The sequence below is a fragment of the Paenibacillus sp. PL2-23 genome (assembly GCF_040834005.1).
GTDB lineage: Bacteria > Bacillota > Bacilli > Paenibacillales > Paenibacillaceae > Pristimantibacillus.
Genome location: NZ_CP162129.1, coordinates 5,297,286 through 5,319,800 on the forward strand (window position 1 = coordinate 5,297,286; position 22,515 = coordinate 5,319,800).

Consider the following 22,515-nt stretch of genomic DNA (forward strand, 5'->3'; position numbering starts at 1 on the left):
CTAGCCATTGTTGCCACTATGGCGGGGTTTATACGTGAGAGATATCAAATTTTAAGAGTTTGTCCCACTTGGTAGCTTCGAAGCTTGCTTCAGCTCGGCGCCGGAATAATAGTACTCCAGAATGTCCTTCGCATGCCGCCCATCCTGCGCCATTCCGTTCGCTCCCCACTGGCTCATGCCAACGCCGTGACCGAGTCCATAGGTCGTGAAGGTAATCTCGTCCCGCCCAATCTTCCAGCTGAAATGAGAGGATGCCAGTCCGAGACTCTCTCGCACCTCCCGACCGCTGAACGTTCTCCCGTTTATCTTCATCTGCTTGATTCGTTTGCCGTCGCTTTGCTCCAGTATCTTCATAGAAACGGACGTTTTCCCCGGCAGCCCCAATGCGCGATAGAATTGGCCCAGCGTGAACGACACCTCCGCTTCGTACCTGGGCGACAGCTCCGCATCCCATGGACTGGCCACGCTGCGCAGATAAGGCAGAGACTGCTCCCAATAATCCTCGGAGTTTTCCGTATAGCCGTTGCTGGTAGAGAAAAACGCCGCCTCAATCGGCTCGCCCTCGTAGGTCATGATCAGGCCTCTCGTGTCCTCCACCGCATGCTTAAGCTTGGCGAGATTGTCCCGCTTCGCGTCACCCTTCCATCGCTTGTCCAGCTCATCCTTCGATAGATAGACTTGGTGCTGCACCGTATCGAGCACATCCGCCTGCCCGTCTCCGCCGTCCATTGCCAGCCGCCGGACAATGTATGTGCGCGCCGCAACCGCCTGGGCCTTAAGCGCCTCCAGATGGAAGTCGATTGGCATCTCGGCCGCAACCACGCCCATCACGTACGTCTCCAGAGGGACCGTCTCCACCTGTTTCCTATCGGTCAAATAAACCCGAACCTTCACGCCGTCAAGCGCCGTCTTCGCCGGAGGCTTGGCCGCATGCTGCTCCTCATTCCCCGTACCCGCCTCAACCTCCGTACCCGCCGCATGCGTCTTCACCTCCGAAGCCTCACGCCCATCCTTCTGCTCCGATTGCTCGGGAGCTGCGTCCGCTTCCAGGGACGACCCGCCCCCCTGCTGGCTCTGCATGCCGTTCGAGGCCGGCTCATAAGCCATCTGCCTCACGGGCTCTACCTCGACTGCGCTGCTCCACAGCCTGCTCCGCTCCTCGCTCGGCGCTGCAGCCGTCTGCACGCTCTGCGGCTCCACCTCTCTCAACCAGACCTTCATACCAAACACAACAGCCCCAAGCATTACCCCTATGCCAAACACAACCCACCAGCTTCTCTCGATCCTGGCAACGCTTGTCCGCACTCTAGCAAACCATGCCTCCATCCCGAATAAACCGCCCTCCTCTATAAGGGCGCCGCGCTCGCCAGGCGTGCGTTCCGGCGCCTTGCTGGACGTCTCTCTCGACTGCGTCCGGATAGTTTATTCTATGAGGCGGTCTACTAGGATAGACGCAAATAAATAATCTCTAATCTAGTCGGAAGCCTATTCCAATGCTCGACCTCGCATTAAAGCGAGTATCTGCACCTACGACCATCGCCAAATGCAGAACGTACCGTTATTTTTCCCCATAAACCCCGAATGCCCATCACCAAATGCAAAAGGTACAGTTAAATGTATGGTTCGTGGGGCAATGTGCGGTTTGATGAAAATTTAAATGCAGGTTCTGCAGGTAATGTCTCTGAAATGGGTCTGGCACTCCAAATTAACTGTATGATATGCAGGTAACCCCTTGAATCGGGCATAGCACGCACATTCGCAAAGAACATGTATCCGACATCGCAGACACCATTCGCACAAGTTATCTCATGCATCAGACCTGGCACACACGCACGGTTCGCAGGCAGCTCACCCTGCTAATCATGCCGCAGAGCGTCCACCGGCTTGAGGCGGGATGCCTTGTTCGCCGGGAATAGGCCGAATACGACGCCGACCATGGCGGAGAAGGCAAATGCGACGACCGCCGTCTGCGCAGGAACCGAGGTATCCGTGCCGTCGACAATGCCGATAATCTCGGAGCCCAGATAGCCCACGCCGATGCCGAGCGCACCCCCGATGCCGCTGATGACGACGGCTTCGATCAGGAACTGGAACAGGATGTCTCGGCGCTTGGCGCCCAGCGACTTGCGAATGCCGATCTCCCGCGTCCGCTCCGTCACGGAGACGAGCATGATGTTCATGACGCCGATGCCGCCGACGACGAGCGTAATAGCCGCGACGTACAGCAGCATCGTATTCATCGTCTCATTGACGGAGTTCAGCGTCTCGACGGCGTCCTCCTGGTTGAATATCCGGTAGCTGCTGTCATCGCCGCGGAACGACTCCAGCAGGCTGGCCTCCAAGGCGGCAACGGCAGCGTCCATCCGGTCGAGATCCTCCACCTTGATGCTGATGCTGCGCACGCCTACGGAGTCGAACATTTTCTGCGCGGTCGTAATGGGAATCAATAGCTTCTCGTCATTCGACCCGGCAAGCGTGCTCCCCTTCGCTTCCAGCAGGCCCACAATGGTGAACCGGCTGCCGTTCACGGAGACGACCTCGCCTACGGGGTCATCGTTGCCGAACAGCTCCGTCGCGGTATCGACGCCAATAAGCGCCACCTTCTGCGTATGGAGCACGTCGACAGGCGCGATGTACCGGCCCGACTGAACACTGAAGTCATTCACGATCTCATAGTGCCCCGTAATGCCTTCGACGGTGACATCCGTGCTTGTCTTCTCGAATTTGACTGTAGCGCTCCCGCTCACCGTCGGAGCGACTGCTTCAATATTGGCGATGTCGCCGAGCGCAAGCGCATCCTCAAGAGCAAGCGAGGTCGTCGCGCCCCGTCCGGTAATCGTTACGGACAGCGAATTCGTGCCCAGGCTGGCCACCTGCTGCTCCACCTGATTTTTGGACCCTTGGCCCATGCCCACCAGCGCAATGACAGTCGCCACCCCAATCAAGATGCCAAGCATGGAGAGAGCCGTTCTAAGCTTGTTCGACCAGACGCTCTTGAACGCCATCGCCAATCCCTGGCTGAGCTTCATGCGGCTCCCCCCTTCCTTCCGTCAGCTCGCCGTCGCGCATGACGACGGTCCGTCCCGCCCGTCTCGCCACATCCATATCATGTGTAATGAGCACAATCGTATGGCCATTGCGGTTCAATTCTTCTATTAAACCTGAATCCGTGACAGCTTAGGTCCCCTACCTCCTAGGCAGTCCGTATTTTGGAAAACAGGCGTAGAAGATTGTGTATCTTACAACATTCCCATCTTCGGATTCAAACAAGAAGCGCTTTTCACAGGAAGCAAGGCATGCGAAATAAACCTCCTTTTTTACAGGGGGGAGGCGACTGGTGGCTGTGCTTGCGTTTCATTCACAATAATCAGGCAAATGCCTGGTAGATTCGACGAACGGTTTGGAACCATGGACTGTAACGGCCGAAATTGAAGGACGTTTGTCGGGCATGGCGGCTGACTCTAGCTGCGATGTAGATGATGTTCTGAATGACAGTTCGGATACGACGGCGCCCGACGCCTCCACGAATCGGTGCATCATCTTGACGTAAGCTTTCTTGTCCCATGATGCGAAGCAGGTTATAGGCGAATACGCCAGCGTGCAGGACTAGCTCATTCGTATCGAACTTGCCTGCCGGCAATCGCTCCAAATCTAGATCGGTCTTAAGCTCACTATGAAATTGCTCGCTTGTGCCATGATCGCGATAAAGCTCAATGACACGCCATGGCGAGCAAGTCAGAGATGTCCAGTAAACGTTCACTTCCACATCTGGAAACATGAGCACCTGCCCATCCCGATCGATCGTACGCACGATGACTTGGAACACTTGACGCAGGTTACAATCGAAGTCTTTCTGTGGAAATGTAATCGCGCCGATGTAGGTGGTCTTCCCAGGGCGTTGCTCACAAGATATCCCTTTGTCTTCGGCTACTCGCAGCCAGCTTTCTTTGGAAGCGCCGCGAAGATTGACTTTAATGATGTAGTCAACATCTTTCTCCGCGTGGCAAACTTGCAAGTTTTCAAGACTATCGTGAGCAGAATCCATACGGACGAGTAGACGATCACTTGTAATGCGACGAGCGTAATGAATCGTTTCCCGAAGGAAATCAGCACCATCTTTCTGGCTGTGTGTACTACCTTCACGCAATTGAAGATTTACGCCATACCCTTCTCGGCCCAAATAGGCAAAGATGGGGGCATATCCAAATGTTCCTTTGTACGTGAGGGAGACACCTTCTTTTTTCGTGCCGGAGTTATCGAACGGCGAAACGTCAATGTCCAGCGGTATGACCGTATGCTCGCCTGCGTCAAGTCCAGTTACCGGGGCATTGAGGTTTCGGATGAGGTCGGCAGATTCCTGCAACAGAATGTCATTCCAATTGGCATCTATTGTTTGTGCAGCGGCATCCAGTCGCTGACGGAGCGTAGGGCTTGAAGGCACTTTGCGAATACCCAGGCATGTTTGAAACACCGTATCTTTGCGAAAAGGCTCGATGTGGTCGAAATCGCTTTTACCTTGGCAGAGCAGACCAAGATAGCTTTTCATGACTTCGCCGTTCCCGTGGATCGGATTCTCCATTCCTTTAACGGCTGAGCGATTAAGACGCTGAGACAACTGTGTATGGGAAAGCAGCGCACCGACCGCAGCCAAGCCTGCATGCGTTGTTAAGAGGATTTCCTTAGATTGGGTGAATTGGATCTTCATATTCAGCACCTCGTTGGTGAAAGTAGATAATAAGCGATTATCTTTAATTTTCGACTTCAGAGATGCATTTTCCTTTAAATATCTCGGTTTTTATAAACTTTGTATCACGGATTCAGGTTAAAGAGAGCACTTCCTGCCCCGTCCTCATATCCAGCGCGCCGGTCGGCTCATCCGCCAGCAGGATGGGCGGATGGGTCGCCAGCGCCCGGGCAATGGCTACCCGCTGCTGCTGGCCGCCGGACAGCTCGCTCGGCTTGTGAAGCATGCGCTCTCCAAGCCCCACCTGCTCCAGCGCGGTTACCGCCATTTCTCTCCGCAGCTTGCCGGGCAGCCCCCGGTAGATAAGGGGCAGCTCGCAGTTCTCCAGAGCTGTCAGCTTGGGGAGCAAATGGAATCCTTGAAAAATAAATCCGATCTTCTTATTGCGAATATCGGCCAGCTTGTTGTCGTTAAGCCCTCGCACCTCCACGCCATCCAGCTTGTAGCTGCCCTCCGTAGGCGTATCGAGACAGCCAATCATATTCATCATCGTCGACTTGCCGGAGCCGGATGGCCCTACAATGGCGACAAAGTCTCCCGGGTAGACGTTCAGCGACACGCCTTTCAGAATCGTCGTTGTCTCCCGGCCCATCGTGTACTGCTTGACGATTCCGCTCATTTCAATCAGAGGGTCCCGCTTCGTTGTGCCTGTCATCGGGCGCCACCCCCGCCTCCGAAGCCCCCTCCTGCACCGCCGCCAGCGCGAACGCCTCCGCCGCCAGTGCCGCCTCCAAAGCCTCCTCCTCCGAAGCCGCCCGGCATCATGCCCGGCACCATCTGTATAGCATCCTCGTCCGAGCCTCTGCCCGCCGCTCCCTGAGGCAGCGGGATGAGGACCTCGTCTCCCTCTTCAAGTCCGGACAGGATTTCCACATACGTGTCGTTGCTAATGCCGATCTCGACGGGCACCAACTGCCCTTCAAGCCCCGCCATCCCGGCCATGCCGGCCATTCCAGCCATGGCGCCGAAGCCTCCTCCTCGTCCGCCGCTCGGCTGCGTACCTTCACCCTGCCCTGCGCCGCCGGCCATTGCGCCGCGACCGCCGCCTCCTGCAGCGCCTTGTCCCTGCGTCGCACCATCGGCCTGGGCGTTCGGCCGCTGCGCCGCACCATCAGCTGGCGCGTTCTGCGACTGGCCCGCGCCCTCCACAGCCTCGCTTGGCTGGGCCGTCCCGCTCGCCTCACCCGCTCCCGGCGTGCGGACGAAGGTGCGATTGCCCATCTCCACGACGGCATCGACCGGCACGACAACAACATTTTCCCGCGATTCCAGCACAATATCCGCTTCTCCCGACATACCCGTCAGCACGCCGTCAATTTCCTTCAATAACAAGCGCACCTCGAACGCGGATACGCCGCCCGAGCTGGAGCCTTCCCGCGCAATCTCCGATACTGTCCCTTCATAAAGCCCATCAGGCAGCGCGTTCAAATAAATTTGCGCCGTCTGCCCGAGCTTCACGGAAGGAATATCCAGCTCGTCGACCGACACCACAAACTCCAGCAATTCGTAATCCACGATGTCCGCGATGACCGTATTGGGGTTCACCTCGTCACCGACCGACACCCCGCTCTCGATGACCTCGCCGTCTACCGAAGCCATGACCTGCGGCACTTCCTTCTGCTCCTCGTACAGCTCGGAGAGCTCCTCCTGCAGCTGCGAGATTTCCTTCTTCACATTCTCCATATTAGTTGTCAGCTTGTCCTTGGCAGCCTCTTCATTCTCCGTACCTGTCGCTTCCTTATATTGCGTCTGGTAATCCTCCAGCTGCTGCTCCTTGGTATCGATGCTCGTCTGCAGATTGGAAATTTCCTTCTCATAATCCTTTACCGGCTCCAAAGTAGCCAGCACCTGACCCGCTTGGACGCGGTCTCCCACCTGAAAATGCAGCTCCTGGATGGTTCCCGTCATACCGGAGGTGACCGTCTCCCGGGAATTCGCCACGACGCTGCCCGTCGCGCTGATCTTCAGCTCCAGATTGCTTCGAGTCGCCTGAACCGTCGTCGAGGTCGCTTCCTCCGCAGCTGCCAGCTTATCCGGCTGAAAATAATAATAAGCGCCTCCCGAGCCCGCGGCTACGAGAACCAGCGTAAGGCCTACCCACAATTTCCACTTTTTCATCGGCTGTGTTCCACCTTCCATAGTGTGCAGTTTCCGCCCACTCTAACACAGCTTCATGAACGCCAAATGAACGGAGCAGGCCGCCCTTCTCTCCTTACATTCAGCTAACTTTTAGGTTGATTTCAGCTTCGATTCAGCTGGCTCAGGTAAGCTAACGCTATACGCTGCCAAGAGGAAGGGGAGCCCTATGCCCAAAATCGTAGTCGTAGACGATGACGCGAACATTCGAGAGCTTATCTCGTTATTTCTGAAGAGGGACGGCCATCAGGTCGTTGAAGCCGTGGATGGGATGGATGCGCTGGACAAGCTGGAGGCGGTGCGTCCGGATCTCGCCATTATAGATGTGATGATGCCGAGAATGGATGGCTGGGCGTTATGCTCGGCGCTGGGCGGGAGCTATGACTTTCCCAAGCTGATGCTGACGGCCAAGGGAGAGACGGCGCACAAGGTAAGAGGACTGGAGCTGGGTGCGGATGACTATATGGTGAAGCCGTTCGACCCGCCGGAGCTGCTCGCCAGAGTGAAGGCGCTGCTGCGAAGATTCCGGATTGCGGCGTCGCAGCGAATTACATGCGGCAGCGTCACGATGGACATGGCGGACTTCCGAATAACGTCGGGAGAGGAGCATATCTCCTTGCCGCCGAAGGAATTCCAGCTGCTGTTCAAGCTTGCCAGCTATCCAGGCAAAACCTTTGCAAGAGACGATCTTATCGAGCAGCTATGGGGCGTTAATTACGAAGGGGACGAGCGGACGGTGGACGTTCATATCAAGCGGCTGAGAGACCGCTTCGCGGAGGAGCGGTACAGGTTCCGCATCGCCACGGTACGGGGCCTTGGCTACAGGCTGGAGATTCTGTCATGACGCGACCCCGGCTTCAAACCGACCGGTTCACAACGGGCCGCCTCAGCCCGTTCCGCTCGTTGTATGTACGGATCATGGCCACCTTCCTGGTTGTCGTCCTGATCAGCATCGGGCTGTCCTACCTGCTCACCAGCGCGCTGTTCAAGCAGCAATCCCGCGGCACCGCCATGCGGGAGGTCGACAGCGCCTTCGGTCTGATCGAGCAGCTGCAGGGCATCTCCGAGCCGGCATCCCTGGAGTCCTTCCTGGGGGAGGTCGCCCGTATTCACCATATGACAATCGCGGCAGTCAGTCCGCGCCTCGATATAGTGGCGGCGGGTGACGAGGCCGACACGCTGAAGGCCAGACTGTTGAATGCGCCTGAGCTGCCTGCCATGCTGTCCGGAGCCGCCTCTCGTGTGGCGTTGCGAGGCGAGACGACGGATGGGAGACTGCCGCCCCCCGCCGCCATCGGCAGACTGGTGAAGCTTGGCCATGAGAGCTGGGCCTTGTTCGTGCTGCCTGCTCGCTATCCGGCGAACAGCAATTTTATGTGGACGGCCGTGACCCTGCTGCTCTCACTGCTCGTCATCGGCTCCGCGCTCATTGATATAGCCGCGAGATATCTCGTGAAGCCGATCAAACGGCTCAACGAAGCGGCCTTGTCGATGGCCACCGGCAACTTCGCTGTTCGCGTGCCCGCACACCGAAGAGACGAGCTCGGCAAGCTCGCCGAAAGCATGAACACCATGGCTCTCAGCCTCTCGCGCCTGGAGACGATGCGGCAGGACTTCGTCGCCAACGTCTCTCATGAGCTGCAATCTCCGCTGACGTCCATCAACGGCTTTGCCGAAGCGCTGCGAAGCGACGACGTGACCAGCCAGGATCGGGATCGCTACGTCGGCATCATCCAGCAGGAGAGCGCCCGCTTGTCCAAGCTGTGCGAGAATCTGCTCAAGCTGTCCTCGCTGGATTCGCAGCAGCATCCCTATCATCCCGCCACGTTCCGGCTGGACAAGCAGCTTCGGCAGCTGGTGCTCGCTTGCGAGCCCGCCTGGCAGGCGAAGGCGCTGCGCATTGAGCTTCAGATGGAGCCTCTGACGCTACAGGGAGACGAGGACCTGCTCAGCGGCGTATGGAGCAACCTGCTGACGAACAGCATCAAGTTCACGCCAGACGGAGGCACAATCTCCGTCAAGCTCGAGCGGCGCGGCGACACTGCTTTCGTCGAAGTGGAGGACTCCGGCGTCGGCGTCGCGGAGTGGGACCGCGAGCGTATATTCGAGCGCTTCTATAATGCCGACTCCTCCCGCAACCGGAACGCCGGCGGGAGCGGACTCGGGCTCTCGATCGCCCGCAAGATCGTCGAGCTCCACGGCGGCACGATTTCTCTGAGCGACGCGCAGCCGGGACAAGCTGGCTCCACATTTATTGTGACGCTGCCCATTGCATAGGCTGCCGGTAACCTTGCAGCGGCGATGCTTCCACAGCTTCCTTCTTCAGCTTGAACGCTGACTCCAGACTGGCTGCAAGCGCGTCGTTATTTTCGCCGGGATGGACGATTCTGATCTGCACGTAGCCTTCGTCCTTGGTCTGCTGCAGGAAGCGGAAGATGGTCGACCGCTATACGCCGAGCTTCCTCGCGATTTCCTCTTGATTCTGATTCATTTCATATTGAACACTCCCGCCACCTATAAGATGGAAGATTCTTGGGTTGTTGCTCCTCACGGAGCAAAGTCGTAGCGATATTTTTTTGAAATATCGTACACCAAGCGATCCCTGTGGTTCCCACAGTTCCTATTTTGTTCGTTACTGGGCCATGGCCTTTATGTTTTGTGCCGCATTCCAATCTCGGTCATGCAGCGTTTGGCAAGATGAACATGACCATTCCCGTACGCTCAAATCTTTCACTTCTGCTTGCTTGGTCCCACAGACGTGACAGGTTTGAGTTGTTGGCGCAAATACCGGTGTTTCCTTGATCGTTCGGCCATACCACTTGGCTTTGTAATGCAGTTGTCGACTCATTTCGCCCCAGGAAGCATCGGCTATGTGCTTGGCGAGGTGTTGTTGTTTCATCATGTTAGCAATGCGTAAGTCCTCGAGACAGATCGTTTGGTTTTCACGGATCCATTTCGTAGTCTGCTTATGCATCGCGTCTAATCGGCTATTTCGAATCCTTTCATGGATGAGGGCGACTTTTCTTTTCGCTTTAGACCAGTTACTTCCGCCTTGTTTCCTTCTTGCAAGGATGCGCTGCCATTTCGTGAGCAGCCGTTCATATCGCAATGTATATCTTGGATTATCCATTGCAGGACCTTCCGAAGGCACGGCAAGATACTTGATACCCACGTCAATGCCAAGTATGCTGTCCGTTAAAGGAAGAGGCTGGATGTCAACCTCGCATACCAACGATACAAACCATTTGCCGCTTGGGGCTAGTCGTACGGTAGCGGATAGGATCCGGCCTTCGATCTCTCTTGACTTGGCATAGGGTACAGAGCCTAGCTTGGGAAGCTGCAGACGGTTTCCCTTCACGGCAATGTTCCCATTTGTATATCGCGTCGTATAGCTTTGTACGGGATGCTTGCGGCTCTTGAAGCGAGGTGGATCATTCTGCTTGTTGAAGTAGCGCTGAAATCCGTCAGCCAAGTTTCGCACAGCCGACTGCAGAGCAATGCTGTCCACTTCTTTCAACCACGACCACTCGCGCTTCATTTCAGGAAGCTGAGATGCACATGTGTTATAGGACAACCCTTTGCCTGTAGCCTCATAGGTCTGATTCCATTTCGCTAGGAGGTGGTTGAACACAAAGCGGCAGCAACCCAATGTTTTGCGCAATTGCATCATTTGTACATGACTTGGATAGATACGAAATTTGAAAGCTTTATGCTGGAGCATCGTCTGATTCGTCACCTCGCTGCAATAGAGATGAATGTTAATTCATCCCAATTATAGAACAAATGTTCGTATTTGTCCACGAACAAAATGCCCGATTCAGCCCCTGCCTACACTCTCACTTCGTGAGTAAGGTAGCTTAGAGGCGGGGGGTATTCTCGGTGTCTATAATAAAAAGCGAGAGACTGTCTTCCATCCGCCAGAGCCCATGTCTCTGTCGGCTGCAAGAAAGCCTCCCGCTATGCGTGGGTGAGGGTTGCACGTGCTGCACCTCATCCTATATAGGTGACGCTGGGTTAAGCCCAGGTCGGCTGAACCTTCAATACGGCGACTTCCTTCTCCCGCTTGTACGGCACCGTCTCGTTCGCCGCAGCGGACTTCGACGTCATAGCCGGAACAGCAGAAGGGGCTTGCTCGGCATCTGCCTCAACGCGATAGATATTCGCGCCCAGCGAGGCCAGCTTGCCTGTAATGTCGACATAGCCGCGGTCAATGTGATGCAGACCTGTCACTTCTGTCTCGCCTTCGGCGCGAAGGGCAGCGCAGATCAATGCCGCTCCGGCGCGCAGGTCAGTCGCGCACACCTTGGCTCCGCTCAGCTTGGTGCCGCCTGTGACGATGGCCGTACGTCCGTCTACCTTGATATTGGCTTTCATCTTCTGGAACTGCTCCACATGCATGAAGCGATTCTCGAACACCGTCTCCGTGACGAGGCTGGTTCCTTCGGAAGCCAGCAGCAGCGCCATCATCTGGGACTGCATATCCGTAGGGAAGCCAGGGTGAGGCAGCGTCTTGACATCTACCGCCTTCAACGACATGCCCGAGCGAACTCGAATGCCGTTATCGCTTTCCGTAATTTCGACGCCCATCTCCTGAAGCTTCGAGATGACCGGCGTCAAATGGTCGGCGATTGCGCCCTCCACGAATACGTCTCCGCCCGTAATGGCGGCAGCGATCATATAGGTTCCCGCTTCCACTCGGTCGGGAATGACATTATGCGCCGCGCCGTGCATACGCTCCACGCCTTCGATACGGATCATACCCGTGCCGGCACCGCGAACCTTGCCGCCCATCGCATTGATGTAGTTGGCCAGATCAACAATCTCCGGCTCCTTGGCCGCGTTCTCGATTGTCGTGGTGCCCTGAGCCAGAGCAGCAGCCATCATAATGTTCTCCGTGGCGCCTACGCTGGCGACGTCCAAATAAATTTTGGCGCCCTTCAGCTTCGACGGCGCGCTGGCTTCGATAAAGCCGTGGCCAAGCGTAATCTCGGCGCCCATCGCCTCAAAGCCCTTCAGGTGCTGATCGATCGGACGCGTGCCGATCGCGCAGCCGCCTGGCAGCGAGATGCGAACCTTGCCGATGCGCGCAAGCAGCGGGCCCATCACAAGGAAGGATGCTCTCATCTTCCGAATGAGCTCGTAAGGCGCCTCGAAGGATGTAATGAGCGGCGCGGAAATATGCATTTTTTCATCGTTATAAGTAATTTGTGCCCCGAGTGAAGCAAGCACGTTCTGAATCGTCATAACGTCGTCGAGGAGGGGAACGTCACAGATGACGCTGTCTCCTTCCGTCGCTAATAATGAGGCAGCAAGAATGGGGAGCACTGCATTTTTGGCGCCGCTGACGCGGACCGTGCCCGTTAGACGCTGGCCTCCGCGGACGATAATTTTAGTCATCATGTGTTCCCTCCGCGAATAGCATTTTCGGTGTATTTTTAAGCTTAGTTTTCGTGTAAAACCTACGACATTTGACAGCCTTCGAGCTTATCACTATCCTTCATCTTATCATTCGGCCGCATGAATCGACAAGGGAGAATTTTTTTCCAAGAAAGGTCCGAATGTCTCTTCAATGCCAGGAAAAAGCCTCCTGGAGCGGCGAATTTCATAAGAATATGAAGCTCCGTATTACCCATTGTTAACATATTTCGACGTTGTTATTCGACAAAGCTCTTCAGCATAACCGTATAGTCCCAATATTGCAAAATAAATTGAGCAAACAGGTGTCCCAGGCCAACCGCGGCCACCAGTTGAAGCATTCGCGACTTGGGGCTGAGAGGGTGCCGCAGGAACGCTTCCCACTTCACTTCCCTCATCAGCATCCAGACCAGCAGTATGCTCATAATTTCCACTGTGATGGAGAACAGGCCGGTCAGGCCGGTCATCCTGAACATCTGCTCCATGACTTCATCCCTCGTCCCCATGGCGTATCCTTCCGTCTCCATTCATTCGTTATGCTATCGGTTATCGCGATAGTATCGGTACAGCAGCGCTGCGAATTCGGCGCGGCTGGCGTTCTGATTCGGCCCGTATATATTGGGCTGTATGCCATTCAGCTTGCCGTCCGCCTTCATCGCCGACAGCATCGGCGTATACCATTCATACAGCGCTACGTCCGAGAAGGGACGCACGGTCGTCTGGCGCGGAAGCATCCCTTCCGCATAGCCGATCATCACAGCCATCTGGGCTCTGGTGATGTGCTGATCCGGGCGGAAGCTTCCATCCGGGAACCCTTGAATCCAGCCTTGGCGCACGGCCTTCATAATGGGCTGGCTGGCCCAGTGGCTGTCATCCACGTCATGGAACGACTTGGAGGTTAACGCTCCGCCAATAGGCTGGTAGGCATTGACGATCATAGCTACGGCCTCCGCCCTCGTCACGTTCCGCTCTGGAACGAAGCGGTATTGACCCGTGCCATTGACAATGCCGGAATCGGCCAGCTCCACTATCTCCTGCTCCGCCCAATGGCCTTGGATGTCGCGGAATCCGGAGACGAGCGGCTCTGCGTTCAGCTTCAGGCGGTAATACTGCGATTGGAAGGGCCAATCAGCGGTCAGCTTGACATAATATACGCCAGGCTGCAGCACCTGCTCCTTTGTTCCCAGCTCGCCCGAGCTTGCGCTGCGGCCCGAGAACACTTGCGACATTCTTTTATCATAGCCTTGCAGAAGCAAGCTCACACCTGACGGAACGCCCTTCACGCTCAGACTGACGATGCTCTCGCTTGCCAGTCGGAACTGGAACCAATCCGTATCCGAGGTGCTCCCGATTACGCCCTTGTATTCTGTCGTAGGGCTCATGAGGAGGCCTTCATAGCTCTGGTCGTTCGGCTCGTTAGGATCCGTCAGGCTCGGCGTGAAGGCAAGCTTCAGCTCATACGTGCCTAGCGTTGGGCTGGCCTCCAGCGAAATCGCGTTATGAACCCGGATATAATAGGTTCCCGGCACAACGGACACCGTCTGGGACTGCTCACTCTCTCCTTCGCCGTTATCATCGTATAAGGTCAGCTCCCCGCCCTCCCGCTGAAGCGACAGACCGGGATCGATTCTCGACGTATTCGTCGACACCGACAGCACCAGCTTGCCCTCCTGGTCGAAGGTGACCGCGTACCAGTCACGGTCCGCCTTCTGATGGAAGGAGCCCGATACCGCCCCTGACACCGGCTCCAGCTTGGCGGCGCTTCCCAGCCGATCATTCGGCTCGTAACGATCGGGCGACATGGTCAAGGAGGATGTCAGCACATAAGGCAGCGCCCCTGCAGCTGACGAATTGCCCGCTTGGATCACGATATACTGTTTCCCCGTTCGTACCGACAATTCCATCGTCTGAGTCGCGGTCTTGATCTCATCAGACTGAAGCTGCTCGCCGCCGCTTGACACCTCCGTCACCCGAATGGGCTGAGCCGGGCTCCCTTGCGGAGACTTCGCCGCATATTGGAGCGTCAGTGTCCCGTCGTAAGGAGCGTCGATCCAATACCAGTCCTGATCGCCCCCATCGCCCAGCTCTCCGCTAAGCTCGGTTCCGATCGGGAACGGCTGAGCTTGCTCGCGGGTATTGTTCGGCTCGTGTGCGTCGGGCTTCAGCTGCGCAGCTATCGCTTGGTCCAGCCTGAGCAGCCCATAGCCAGATGCGGCATCGACGCCTCTTGCCCCTACGTCCTGGGCGGTTTGGCGGAGCAGCTCCCGCACTTGATATGGACTATAGTCCGGATGCTGCGACAGAATGAGCGCTGCGGCTGCGGCTGCTTGCGGAGCCGCCATCGATGTGCCTTCCTCCTTGTGGTACCCGCCCCCTACAGCAGTCGTATACACATGCCATGGCGCAATGACGTCCAGCTCTGTACCGGGATTGGATCGGCGGTCGGCCGATCCGTCGGCACCCGCGCCTCCAACAGCAAGCACCGTAGGGTAAGCCGCAGGGTATTTCACCGCTGCTTTGCCGCCCATAGAGATGCCGTCGTTGCCGGTTGCCGCAATCAGGACGACCCCCTGGTTTTCGGCGTATTGCACGATATCCTGCATGTAAGGGGAATGCCGATGAAGGCCTACGGAGAGCACGACGACCTTGGCGCCGTTTTTGACCGCGTACAGAATGCCCTCGCCGAGATCCTTTTCGGTCCCGTCGCCCCATTCGTCAAGCGCTTTGATCGGCATCAGCTTGGCATTCCACAGAATGCCGGAGATTCCGATGCCATTGTTGCCCTTGGCCGCTATCACTCCAGCGACGCTTGTGCCGTGCCCATTGTCGTCATCCGCCGGCTGGCCCGGTGTAACCAGGTTCACACCCGGCACCACATTGTCCTGCAGATCGGGATGGTCCAGGTCGATGCCTGTATCCACCAGGGCGATCGTAAGCCCCGTGTGCTCCCGCACTGTCTCCCACGCCTTGTGAGCGCCAATCCGGCCCAGATAGCCTTGCTTCGCCAGCTCGGGATCATCCGGCTTTGTCGCGGCGGGCGCTGCGGACTTACTGCCCCCCTCATCGGCTGCGGCAGCATCCAATGAGGATGAGGTCAGGATGCTCGCCTTGCCGTTGGGATGCACATAAGCGACACCCGCCTCGCCGCGAAGCCGGCTCAGCCAAGCCTCCACGTCCCCGCCAGCATCCGCGGCGGGACGAACAACCCACACGCCCGCCTCTTCCTGGCGGCCGATCACTTCCACCTCGCGCAGCTCATGCGCCTGCGCGAGGTCAGTCCAGCCGAGCAGCCAGCTCTCCGGCTGCTCGTCAGCGGCGCCGAAGGCGCCGGGCGCCCCGTCCGCGTATGCGACGGGGGCCTCCGCTGCGGGAGCAGGAGCGAGCGCCGGAGGGGCGGCGGCGTAGCCGTAGCCGCCCGATGCGAGCGCCATGCTCCCGAGCAGCAGCGCAATCGCGGCGCGGCGAAGCCTGCCGCGGAGCGATTGCGCCGGGCTGGCAGCGCCTCGCGGTGAGGGGAGGCGCTTCAGGATGCCGTCGCGTGCCGGCTTAGCAGCAGCAGAGGTAAGCATGTGCGGTTGAACAAATGTATGTTCTTCCACTTGGGGATATGAGTGTTGCAAATTTGGGTTTGCGTAAATGTCCGGCCTGCTGCGGCCGTCGTGGTGATTCCCATTTTGTCTGTTCATGCCAGTCGCCTTTAAACGTATTTCCTTACTAATTCGGGCAAGGAACACGTTATCCCTTCTTTATTTTTGTGGAAAAAAGAAAGGCTGCGCCGCATCATACACTCCTGCTCCGCTTAAGCTGATCGCTCCATGACGGAGACGTAGCAGCAGGCGCATGTTTCTCGACTATGTATACGTTTCGGATGGTGCATTCGTTTTGGGACCGTAGCCCCCATGGCTTACCTATTTTTTTGGGTCGATCCTACTGCTTCGCCAGCGCACAAGCTCCGTTTCCTCTCCTTACCCCCATGCGCCCCCGCTGAAACAGCCCTTCCGGACAGCTCCATGCACGAAGGAAGGAGTGGGTCCATTTCAGTAATAATGAGCGTCAAAAGATGTCGCTCATCCACGAAATACGACGTCTCAACGCACGTTTGCATCAAGGGGGTGTCGCGTCGCTTATGCAACAGTAACGGTTGGTGCGCCTTCGCGAGCGTTTGTGGTGTGAGAGATCGTTACTGCCGTTTAAAAGTAGCTAGATTGGGCAACAACGACAGGGCGTGTCGTTGTTGCCACGAAAGAGCAGCTGGTTGGTGCTATAACGACACGGCGTGTCGTTGTTGCAGTAACTGAGGCGCTTTTGCCTTCTACAACGACACGTCAGATCGTTATTGCCACGTAGATGTAGCTAGTTGGTGCTATAACGACACGACATGTCGCTGTTGCAGTAACTGAGGCGCTTTTGCCTTCTACAACGACACGACAGATCGTTACTGCCACGAAAGAGCAGCTGGTTGGTGCTATAACGACACGACATGTCGCTGTTGCAGTAACTGAGGCGCTTTTGCCTTCTACAACGACACGACAGATCGTTACTGCCACGAAAGAGCAGTTGGTTGGTGCTATAACGACACGACATGTCGCTGTTGCAGTAACTGAGGCGCTTTTGCCTTCTACAACGACACGTCAGATCGTTATTGCCACGTAGATGTAGCTAGTTGGTGCTATAACGACACGACATGTCGCTGTTGCAGTAACTGAGGGGCTTTTGCCTTCTACAACGACACGACAGATCGTTATGGCCACGATAGAGCAGCTAATTGGAGCTACAACGACACGACATGTCGTTGTTACACCAACCGGGGCGCTTTTGCCTTCTATAACGACACGACATGTCGCTGTTGCATCAATTAGAGCCACTTCAGCCTTCAACAACAACACGCCATGTCGCTATTGCATCAAGTAATCCCTCCACCCTTCAACAGCAACACCTCATGTCGCTAAACAACAAAAAGCCGCATATGCGGTACCGAGGCCCATCCCCGGATCGCATATGCGGCTTAATATTACTCCCACTAGCAGCCTCTTACCCTTCACTCAGACCGCTCACTGCTATCTCCCGGGCAGCAGGTCCGTCATGATGGAGAACAGGAAGTCGATGGCTGCGACAACCGGCTGCGGGTAGACGCCAAGGGCGAACGTCAGAATGGCGCAGGTCCAGATGACGATGCCGATGGGGACGGGTACTCGGATGACGGCTGCCGCAGGAGCGCTCGCCTCCTCATCGCCCTCTCTGAGCCTCGCTTCCCGCTCGCTGAGCAGCCCGTCGCTGCTCCGCATGAACATCTGCCGGATAAGCCCGAAGTAAAAATAATACGAGATGACGCTGCTGAGCACCATAACGGCGACGATGCCATAATGCTTGCCGTTCGCGGCGCCGAGCAGTATGAACAGCTTGCCGAAGAAGCCGGCTGACACCGGCAGTCCCGCCAGCGACAGGACGAATATCGTCATCGCCGCAGCCGTCCACGGCGCGCGGTAATACATGCCGGCGAAGCCCTTCAGCTCATCATGGCCCACGGCCCGGCTGACGACGGTCAGCACGGCGAACGCGCCCAGTGTCATAAGCAGGTACGCGACGAGGTAGAACAGCAGCTCGGTCACATTGTTGCTGTGCGTCATCGTAACGCCGACGCCAATCGGCACAAGCAGATAACCCGCGTTCGCTACGCCGGACAACGCCAGCAGCCGCTTGACGTTACTCTGCCGCAGCGCAGCGAGCGTGCCGAACAGCATGGACAGCGCGGCGATCAGCAGCACCGCAAAAAACAAGTCACTCCCCAGCTCGGCGCCCGTATCGGAGCCCGAGCCCGCGAACAGCGCCGTCGAGAACAGAATGCGCAGCGCCATGGCCAGCGCCGCTCCCTTCGAGACGACAGCCAGGAAGGCGGCGACAGGTGATGGCGCGCCCTGGTAGACGTCAAGCGACCAAGCGTGGAACGGAGCCGCCGCGATCTTGATCGCAATGCCGCCCAGCATACAGCCGAAGCCGACATACAAGAACGCCTCATAGCTGGCTGCCGCCCCAGGCAGCGCCTCGCGAATCGCGCCCAGCTCCACCGAGCCCGTCACACCATACAGGTAGGACATCCCGAATAAAATAAACGCGGAGGCTATGCCGCCCGTAACAACGTACTTGAAAGCCGCCTCCGCCGACAGAACGGAGCGTCTGCGCAGGCCGACGAGCACATAGCTCGTAATCGCCAGCAGCTCCAGCCCGACATACAGCGTAATCAGATTGCCCGAAGAGGCCATCATCATTGCGCCTAACGCTGCGGGCAGCAGCAGGTAGAAGTATTCGCCTTTGTCCGTTATAGCGCCGTCCCCATCCGCAGAGCCAAGCCCCAGCAGAACGACAAGCCCCGTGCCCGCCAGGATCAGCAGCTTCAGCAGGCTGCCGAAATCATCGATTCGGTAGCTGTCCCCCAGCAGCGAGATGACCAAGGCAGGTTCGCCTCCATTGTTCATCACAAGCAGACGCAGCAGCACAAGCGCTCCCGCGCCAGCCAAGCCAACAAGCGTCAGCCCGCCGATCCAGGAGCTGCGGCGCAGCCGGCCGGGAAGCAGCAGATCCAGCACAACCAGCAGGACAAACCAGGCGCCAAGGACAAGCTCGGGAGCCATGATTGCCATATCCGACCATTGCAGCGGTTCAAACCGTGTAGCATCCGGCATCGCTCACCCTCCCCAACTTGACGCGAGTAGTTGTTGCATCCATGTCTCCACGCTTAGCTGCACCGTATCCGTCAGCGCGGAAGGGAAGCAGCCCAGCAGGATGATGAATGAGAGCAGGACGATCATCGGCAGCGCCTCCACGAATCTCGCGTCCCGAAGCGCGCCATGCTCTTCCCGCTGCGGACCAAACGTTATGCCCAGCACGCTGCGCAGCACATACACCGCCGTCAGCACAATGCCGAGCGCCGCCGCAGCCGTCAGCCAGCGATGCGATTGGAACAGCCCCAGCAGCGACAGCAGCTCCCCGACAAATCCGGACAAGCCCGGCAAGCCAAGCGCCGCGAGACCCGCCGTCAGCAGCATGCCGCTCATGAACGGCATCGACCGGGCGAGACCGCCAAGCTTCGGCAGCTCTGTCGTACCCGTCCGCTCGTACAGGCTGCCGACGATGAGGAACATCAGCGCAGAGATCAGGCCGTGCGACACCAGCTGGAATATCGCGCCCTGCAGCCCGATGTCGTTGAAGGCCGCGAGGCCAATTAACACGATGCCCATATGGCTGATGGAGGAATACGCAAGCACCAGCTTAAATTCCTGCTGCCGGAAGGCCAGGATCGCCCCGTACAGCAAATTGACTACGCCTAGCACAGCCAACACCGTCGCCCATTCCCTCGCCTGCTCCGGGAACAGGAACAGACCGAATCGGATGAGACCGTAAGCGCCCATCTTCAGCAGGATGCCGGAATGAATCATAACGACCGGGGGCGGCGCTTCCTTGTGAACCCTCAGCATCCACGTATGGAACGGGAAGATCGGCAGCTTGATGCCGAATGCAACAAGCAGCAGAATGAACAGCGTCCACCCCATGGCCTCGCTCATCTGGAACGGATTCACCCCGCCGGTTGCCTCCGGAGGCAGATGGACAAATGCGTTCGGATCAGCCATATTCGCGCCGATATCGGCATAGCTTCCGCTGTAAATGAACTGAGGCGCCTCGCCTGCCGGCTCCTCTATACGGAAGCCCGCCGTGTTCACCAGCAGCACGAAGGCAACAAGCATGATCGCCGAGCCGATGCCGTTGTAGATCAGGAACCGGTTCGCGGCCCGCTCCCGGTTGTAGTAGCCCCATACCCCGATCAGGAAGTAGGCGGACACCAGCGTTATTTCGAAAAAGATAAAAAACAGGAACAAGTCCCGCGCCAAAAACACGCCGAGCATGCCAAACTCCAGCAGCATAAACCAGCTGAAAAACGCCCTCCACCGCTTCTTCACATGCCAAGCGGCCCAGGCCGCCATCGCGGTGACGAGCGTCGTCAGAAGCAGCAGCGGCAGCGACAAGCCGTCCACGCCAAGCGTAAATTGGAAGGAGAACAGTATCTCCACGCCAGTATTCGTATCATTATTGATCGGAAGGGTCAGCCATGCCGCCGATTCGCTGTAGCCGTCTCCGCCTTTGGAGCGATCAAAGTCGGCATACAGCCATAACGACAGGACAAGCGGAAGCAGCGTCGCCGCAATGGCGGTCCGCTTGAACCAGGAAGCCCGCTGGCCGGGCAGCAGCAGAATAACCGCAAGTCCCAGCAGCGGAGACAGCAGAATGAGAGAGAGAATGGGAACGTCCTGCAGGAGGGTCATGACAGCAGCCTCCTTCCGATAATCGCCAGCGCCAGGACAACCATTCCAAGCACAGCCGCCAGACTGTACGTCTGCACCTGACCGTTCTGCAGCCGCAGCGCCAGCCGTCCCGCAGCATGGGCAGTCAGGCCGGCGAGCTTGACCGCGCCGCCAACCACATAGCGGTCGAACGCTTCCAGCGCCGCGCCAAAACCGCGAAGACCTCTCGCGAACACGGCTTCATACAGCTCGTCGATGCCGTATTTTCGTTCAACGAGCCGCACAAGACCTGGAGCCTTCTGGGCCAGGGAAAGCCTCGACGAGCCAGCGCCGCTCCCTTTGCCCCATAGCGTCCAGCCGGCCAGCACGCCAAGGACAGCGACTGCAATGGAGCCGATCAGGGCTGCCGCGCTGGCATGCGGCGCTGCCGCCTCGCCCGTCAGCCATTCGCCGAGCCAGCCATTCCATGGCGTCTCCACAAAGCCGGCCGCAATAGCGAGCGCCGCAAGCACAACCATAGGAATGGTCATAACGGCAGGCGACTCCTTGACAGCTCGCGCAGCGCTGCCCGGCTTCACCGCCGTTCCCCCTGACCGGCCAAGGAAGACCAGCACGAACAGCCTTGTCATATAGAGAGCGGTACAGAATGCCGTCGCAAGCGCCACCGCGAACAGCAGCGGGCTCTCCGCAAGCGCCGCCGCCAGGATGACATCCTTGGACCAGAAGCCCGACAGCGGCGGAATGCCTGACAGCGCCAGCGCGCCAATCGCGAAGGTCCAGGCCGTCGTCCGCATCGTCCTGCCCAGTCCCCCCATCTCCTGTATGTTGGCGGTATGGACCGCATGAATGACGCTGCCTGCCGCCAAGAACAGGAGCGCCTTGAAGAACGCGTGCGTGAACAGATGGAAGACCGCACCCGTGACAGACCCCAATCCAAGCGCAAGCATCATGTACCCCAGCTGGCTGATGGTGGAATAGGCGAGAATTCGCTTCAGATCATTTTGTGCAAGCGCAATCGTTGCCGCGAAAATCGCCGTAAACGCGCCGACGCAGGCGACTGTTCGCATGGCCGCCTCCGACGCCTCGAAGATGTCGAAGGTGCGCGCCACCAAGAACACCCCTGCCGCAACCATCGTCGCCGCGTGAATCAGCGCGCTGATCGGAGTGGGGCCCTCCATGGCGTCCGGCAGCCACACATGCAGAGGGAACTGGCCCGATTTGCCCACCGCACCGAGGAAGATCAGCAGCGCGATGAGCGTTGTGATGCCATCGGTGATCGTGCCGCCTTGATTGTCGAAGACGCTTTGGATCATGGTGAAGCCAAGCGAATGCTCCGGCATATACCAGAACAGCAGCAGAATCGCCAGGAATAGACCGGCGTCGCCGACGCGGGTGACGATAAACGCTTTTTTGGCCGCTGCCTTCGCCGCAGGTCTTGCATACCAGAAGCCAATGAGCAGGAACGAGCATACCCCGACCAGCTCCCAGAACAGGTAGAACGACAGCAGGTTATCGGATAGCACAAGGCCCAGCATAGAGAAGGTGAACAGCGAGACATAGCCGTAAAATACAACAATTCGTTCATCCCCGCCCATATAGCCTGCGGAATATACATTCACGAGGAAGCCGACCAGCGTCACGATGACCAGCATCAGCGAGGTCAGATTCGTCACCTCATAGCCAATGGTCAGCGTATAGCCGCCGATGGCGATCCAATCGAAGCCGTTGCTGTAGTCCACCGCGTTCGGCTTCAGCCGCTCCAGCAGCACAAGCAGAGACATGACCAACGCGCCGCATGCGCCGATTGAGCCAATCCAGGCCCCCGCAGATCGATAGCCCCTGCCGAGCGCCGTCAGAATCAGGAAGGAAGCGAGGGGAAGAAGCGGTATGGTCCATGCTATTTTGGCAAAAAAGTCCATCCTCCGC

General features: G+C 57.7%; 15 protein-coding genes and 1 pseudogene. 2 read left to right on the top strand and 14 right to left on the bottom strand.

The window, feature by feature from the left end:
- Positions 1–51 precede the first annotated feature (51 nt).
- From spoIID to AB1S56_RS23490, 6 genes and pseudogenes are all read right to left on the bottom strand, one after another.
- Entirely contained in the window at positions 52–1,326 is a 1,275-nt protein-coding gene (gene spoIID, locus AB1S56_RS23465; RefSeq protein ID WP_340871106.1) for a stage II sporulation protein D, read from the bottom strand.
- A 530-nt stretch (positions 1,327–1,856) separates the two neighbouring features.
- A complete protein-coding gene (locus AB1S56_RS23470) occupies positions 1,857–3,029 on the bottom strand; it encodes an ABC transporter permease (protein ID WP_340871108.1) in 1,173 nt (390 codons plus the stop codon).
- Positions 2,971–3,147 (bottom strand): hypothetical protein, encoded by a 177-nt coding sequence (locus tag AB1S56_RS23475; protein ID WP_340871109.1) that lies wholly within the window; start codon positions 3,145–3,147, stop codon positions 2,971–2,973. Before AB1S56_RS23475 ends, AB1S56_RS23470 begins: the two co-directional genes overlap by 59 nt.
- A gap of 220 nt (positions 3,148–3,367) precedes the next feature.
- On the bottom strand, positions 3,368–4,705 hold the full coding sequence (locus tag AB1S56_RS23480; protein ID WP_340873812.1) for an IS1380 family transposase: 1,338 nt from the start codon (positions 4,703–4,705) through the stop codon (positions 3,368–3,370).
- A 124-nt stretch (positions 4,706–4,829) separates the two neighbouring features.
- A pseudogene (locus AB1S56_RS23485) lies at positions 4,830–5,399 on the bottom strand (ABC transporter ATP-binding protein); the annotation flags it as partial.
- The gene (locus AB1S56_RS23490; RefSeq protein ID WP_340873764.1) at positions 5,396–6,862 is read right to left on the bottom strand and encodes an efflux RND transporter periplasmic adaptor subunit; all 1,467 of its coding nucleotides are present in this window, start codon (positions 6,860–6,862) and stop codon (positions 5,396–5,398) included. The gene AB1S56_RS23490 and the pseudogene AB1S56_RS23485, both read right to left, overlap by 4 nt.
- Before the next feature lie 187 nt (positions 6,863–7,049).
- On the opposite strand from AB1S56_RS23490, the gene AB1S56_RS23495 reads away from it, so the two are divergent.
- Both AB1S56_RS23495 and AB1S56_RS23500 read left to right on the top strand, forming a co-directional pair.
- Complete coding sequence (locus tag AB1S56_RS23495; RefSeq protein ID WP_340873763.1) at positions 7,050–7,724, top strand: response regulator transcription factor; 675 nt, start codon at positions 7,050–7,052, stop codon at positions 7,722–7,724.
- Complete coding sequence (locus tag AB1S56_RS23500; RefSeq protein WP_340873762.1) at positions 7,721–9,157, top strand: ATP-binding protein; 1,437 nt, start codon at positions 7,721–7,723, stop codon at positions 9,155–9,157. Before AB1S56_RS23495 ends, AB1S56_RS23500 begins: the two co-directional genes overlap by 4 nt.
- Here the strand turns inward: AB1S56_RS23500 and AB1S56_RS23505 are convergent.
- The 8 genes from AB1S56_RS23505 to nuoL all read right to left on the bottom strand — a co-directional run bounded on the left by AB1S56_RS23505 (position 9,132) and on the right by nuoL (position 22,508).
- A complete protein-coding gene (locus AB1S56_RS23505) occupies positions 9,132–9,278 on the bottom strand; it encodes a hypothetical protein (RefSeq protein WP_340873761.1) in 147 nt (48 codons plus the stop codon). The genes AB1S56_RS23500 and AB1S56_RS23505 overlap by 26 nt on opposite strands.
- 234 nt (positions 9,279–9,512) lie before the next feature.
- Positions 9,513–10,601, bottom strand: a complete 1,089-nt coding sequence (tnpB, locus tag AB1S56_RS23510; RefSeq protein ID WP_367903404.1) for an IS200/IS605 family element RNA-guided endonuclease TnpB — start codon at positions 10,599–10,601, stop codon at positions 9,513–9,515.
- A 293-nt stretch (positions 10,602–10,894) separates the two neighbouring features.
- Entirely contained in the window at positions 10,895–12,277 is a 1,383-nt protein-coding gene (murA, locus tag AB1S56_RS23515) for a UDP-N-acetylglucosamine 1-carboxyvinyltransferase (protein WP_340870897.1), read from the bottom strand.
- A gap of 257 nt (positions 12,278–12,534) precedes the next feature.
- Positions 12,535–12,801, bottom strand: coding sequence for a DUF1146 domain-containing protein (locus AB1S56_RS23520; RefSeq protein WP_340870891.1), 267 nt, complete (start codon positions 12,799–12,801; stop codon positions 12,535–12,537).
- Between the two features lie 33 nt (positions 12,802–12,834).
- Positions 12,835–15,864: a S8 family serine peptidase gene (locus AB1S56_RS23525; protein ID WP_340870890.1), complete on the bottom strand. Its 3,030-nt coding sequence runs from the start codon at positions 15,862–15,864 to the stop codon at positions 12,835–12,837.
- Between the two features lie 1,488 nt (positions 15,865–17,352).
- Positions 17,353–18,975 carry an NADH-quinone oxidoreductase subunit N gene (locus tag AB1S56_RS23530; RefSeq protein ID WP_340870888.1) on the bottom strand — a complete coding sequence of 541 codons (1,623 nt, stop codon included), beginning with the start codon at positions 18,973–18,975 and terminating at the stop codon, positions 17,353–17,355.
- Positions 18,976–18,978: 3 nt separating this feature from the next.
- Positions 18,979–20,610 (bottom strand): NADH-quinone oxidoreductase subunit M, encoded by a 1,632-nt coding sequence (locus AB1S56_RS23535; protein ID WP_340870887.1) that lies wholly within the window; start codon positions 20,608–20,610, stop codon positions 18,979–18,981.
- Positions 20,607–22,508, bottom strand: coding sequence for an NADH-quinone oxidoreductase subunit L (gene nuoL / locus AB1S56_RS23540; protein WP_340870886.1), 1,902 nt, complete (start codon positions 22,506–22,508; stop codon positions 20,607–20,609). Before nuoL ends, AB1S56_RS23535 begins: the two co-directional genes overlap by 4 nt.
- Positions 22,509–22,515: the final 7 nt, after the last annotated feature.

Coding starts and splice junctions, on each gene's coding strand:
- spoIID (WP_340871106.1), bottom strand. CDS start 1,326: ATGGAGGCATGGTTTGCTAGAGTGCGGACAAGCGTTGCCAGGATCGAG.
- AB1S56_RS23470 (WP_340871108.1), bottom strand. CDS start 3,029: ATGAAGCTCAGCCAGGGATTGGCGATGGCGTTCAAGAGCGTCTGGTCG.
- AB1S56_RS23480 (WP_340873812.1), bottom strand. CDS start 4,705: ATGAAGATCCAATTCACCCAATCTAAGGAAATCCTCTTAACAACGCAT.
- AB1S56_RS23490 (WP_340873764.1), bottom strand. CDS start 6,862: ATGAAAAAGTGGAAATTGTGGGTAGGCCTTACGCTGGTTCTCGTAGCC.
- AB1S56_RS23495 (WP_340873763.1), top strand. CDS start 7,050: ATGCCCAAAATCGTAGTCGTAGACGATGACGCGAACATTCGAGAGCTT.
- AB1S56_RS23500 (WP_340873762.1), top strand. CDS start 7,721: ATGACGCGACCCCGGCTTCAAACCGACCGGTTCACAACGGGCCGCCTC.
- tnpB (WP_367903404.1), bottom strand. CDS start 10,601: ATGCTCCAGCATAAAGCTTTCAAATTTCGTATCTATCCAAGTCATGTA.
- murA (WP_340870897.1), bottom strand. CDS start 12,277: ATGACTAAAATTATCGTCCGCGGAGGCCAGCGTCTAACGGGCACGGTC.
- AB1S56_RS23520 (WP_340870891.1), bottom strand. CDS start 12,801: ATGGGGACGAGGGATGAAGTCATGGAGCAGATGTTCAGGATGACCGGC.
- AB1S56_RS23525 (WP_340870890.1), bottom strand. CDS start 15,864: ATGCTTACCTCTGCTGCTGCTAAGCCGGCACGCGACGGCATCCTGAAG.
- AB1S56_RS23530 (WP_340870888.1), bottom strand. CDS start 18,975: ATGCCGGATGCTACACGGTTTGAACCGCTGCAATGGTCGGATATGGCA.
- AB1S56_RS23535 (WP_340870887.1), bottom strand. CDS start 20,610: ATGACCCTCCTGCAGGACGTTCCCATTCTCTCTCTCATTCTGCTGTCT.
- nuoL (WP_340870886.1), bottom strand. CDS start 22,508: ATGGACTTTTTTGCCAAAATAGCATGGACCATACCGCTTCTTCCCCTC.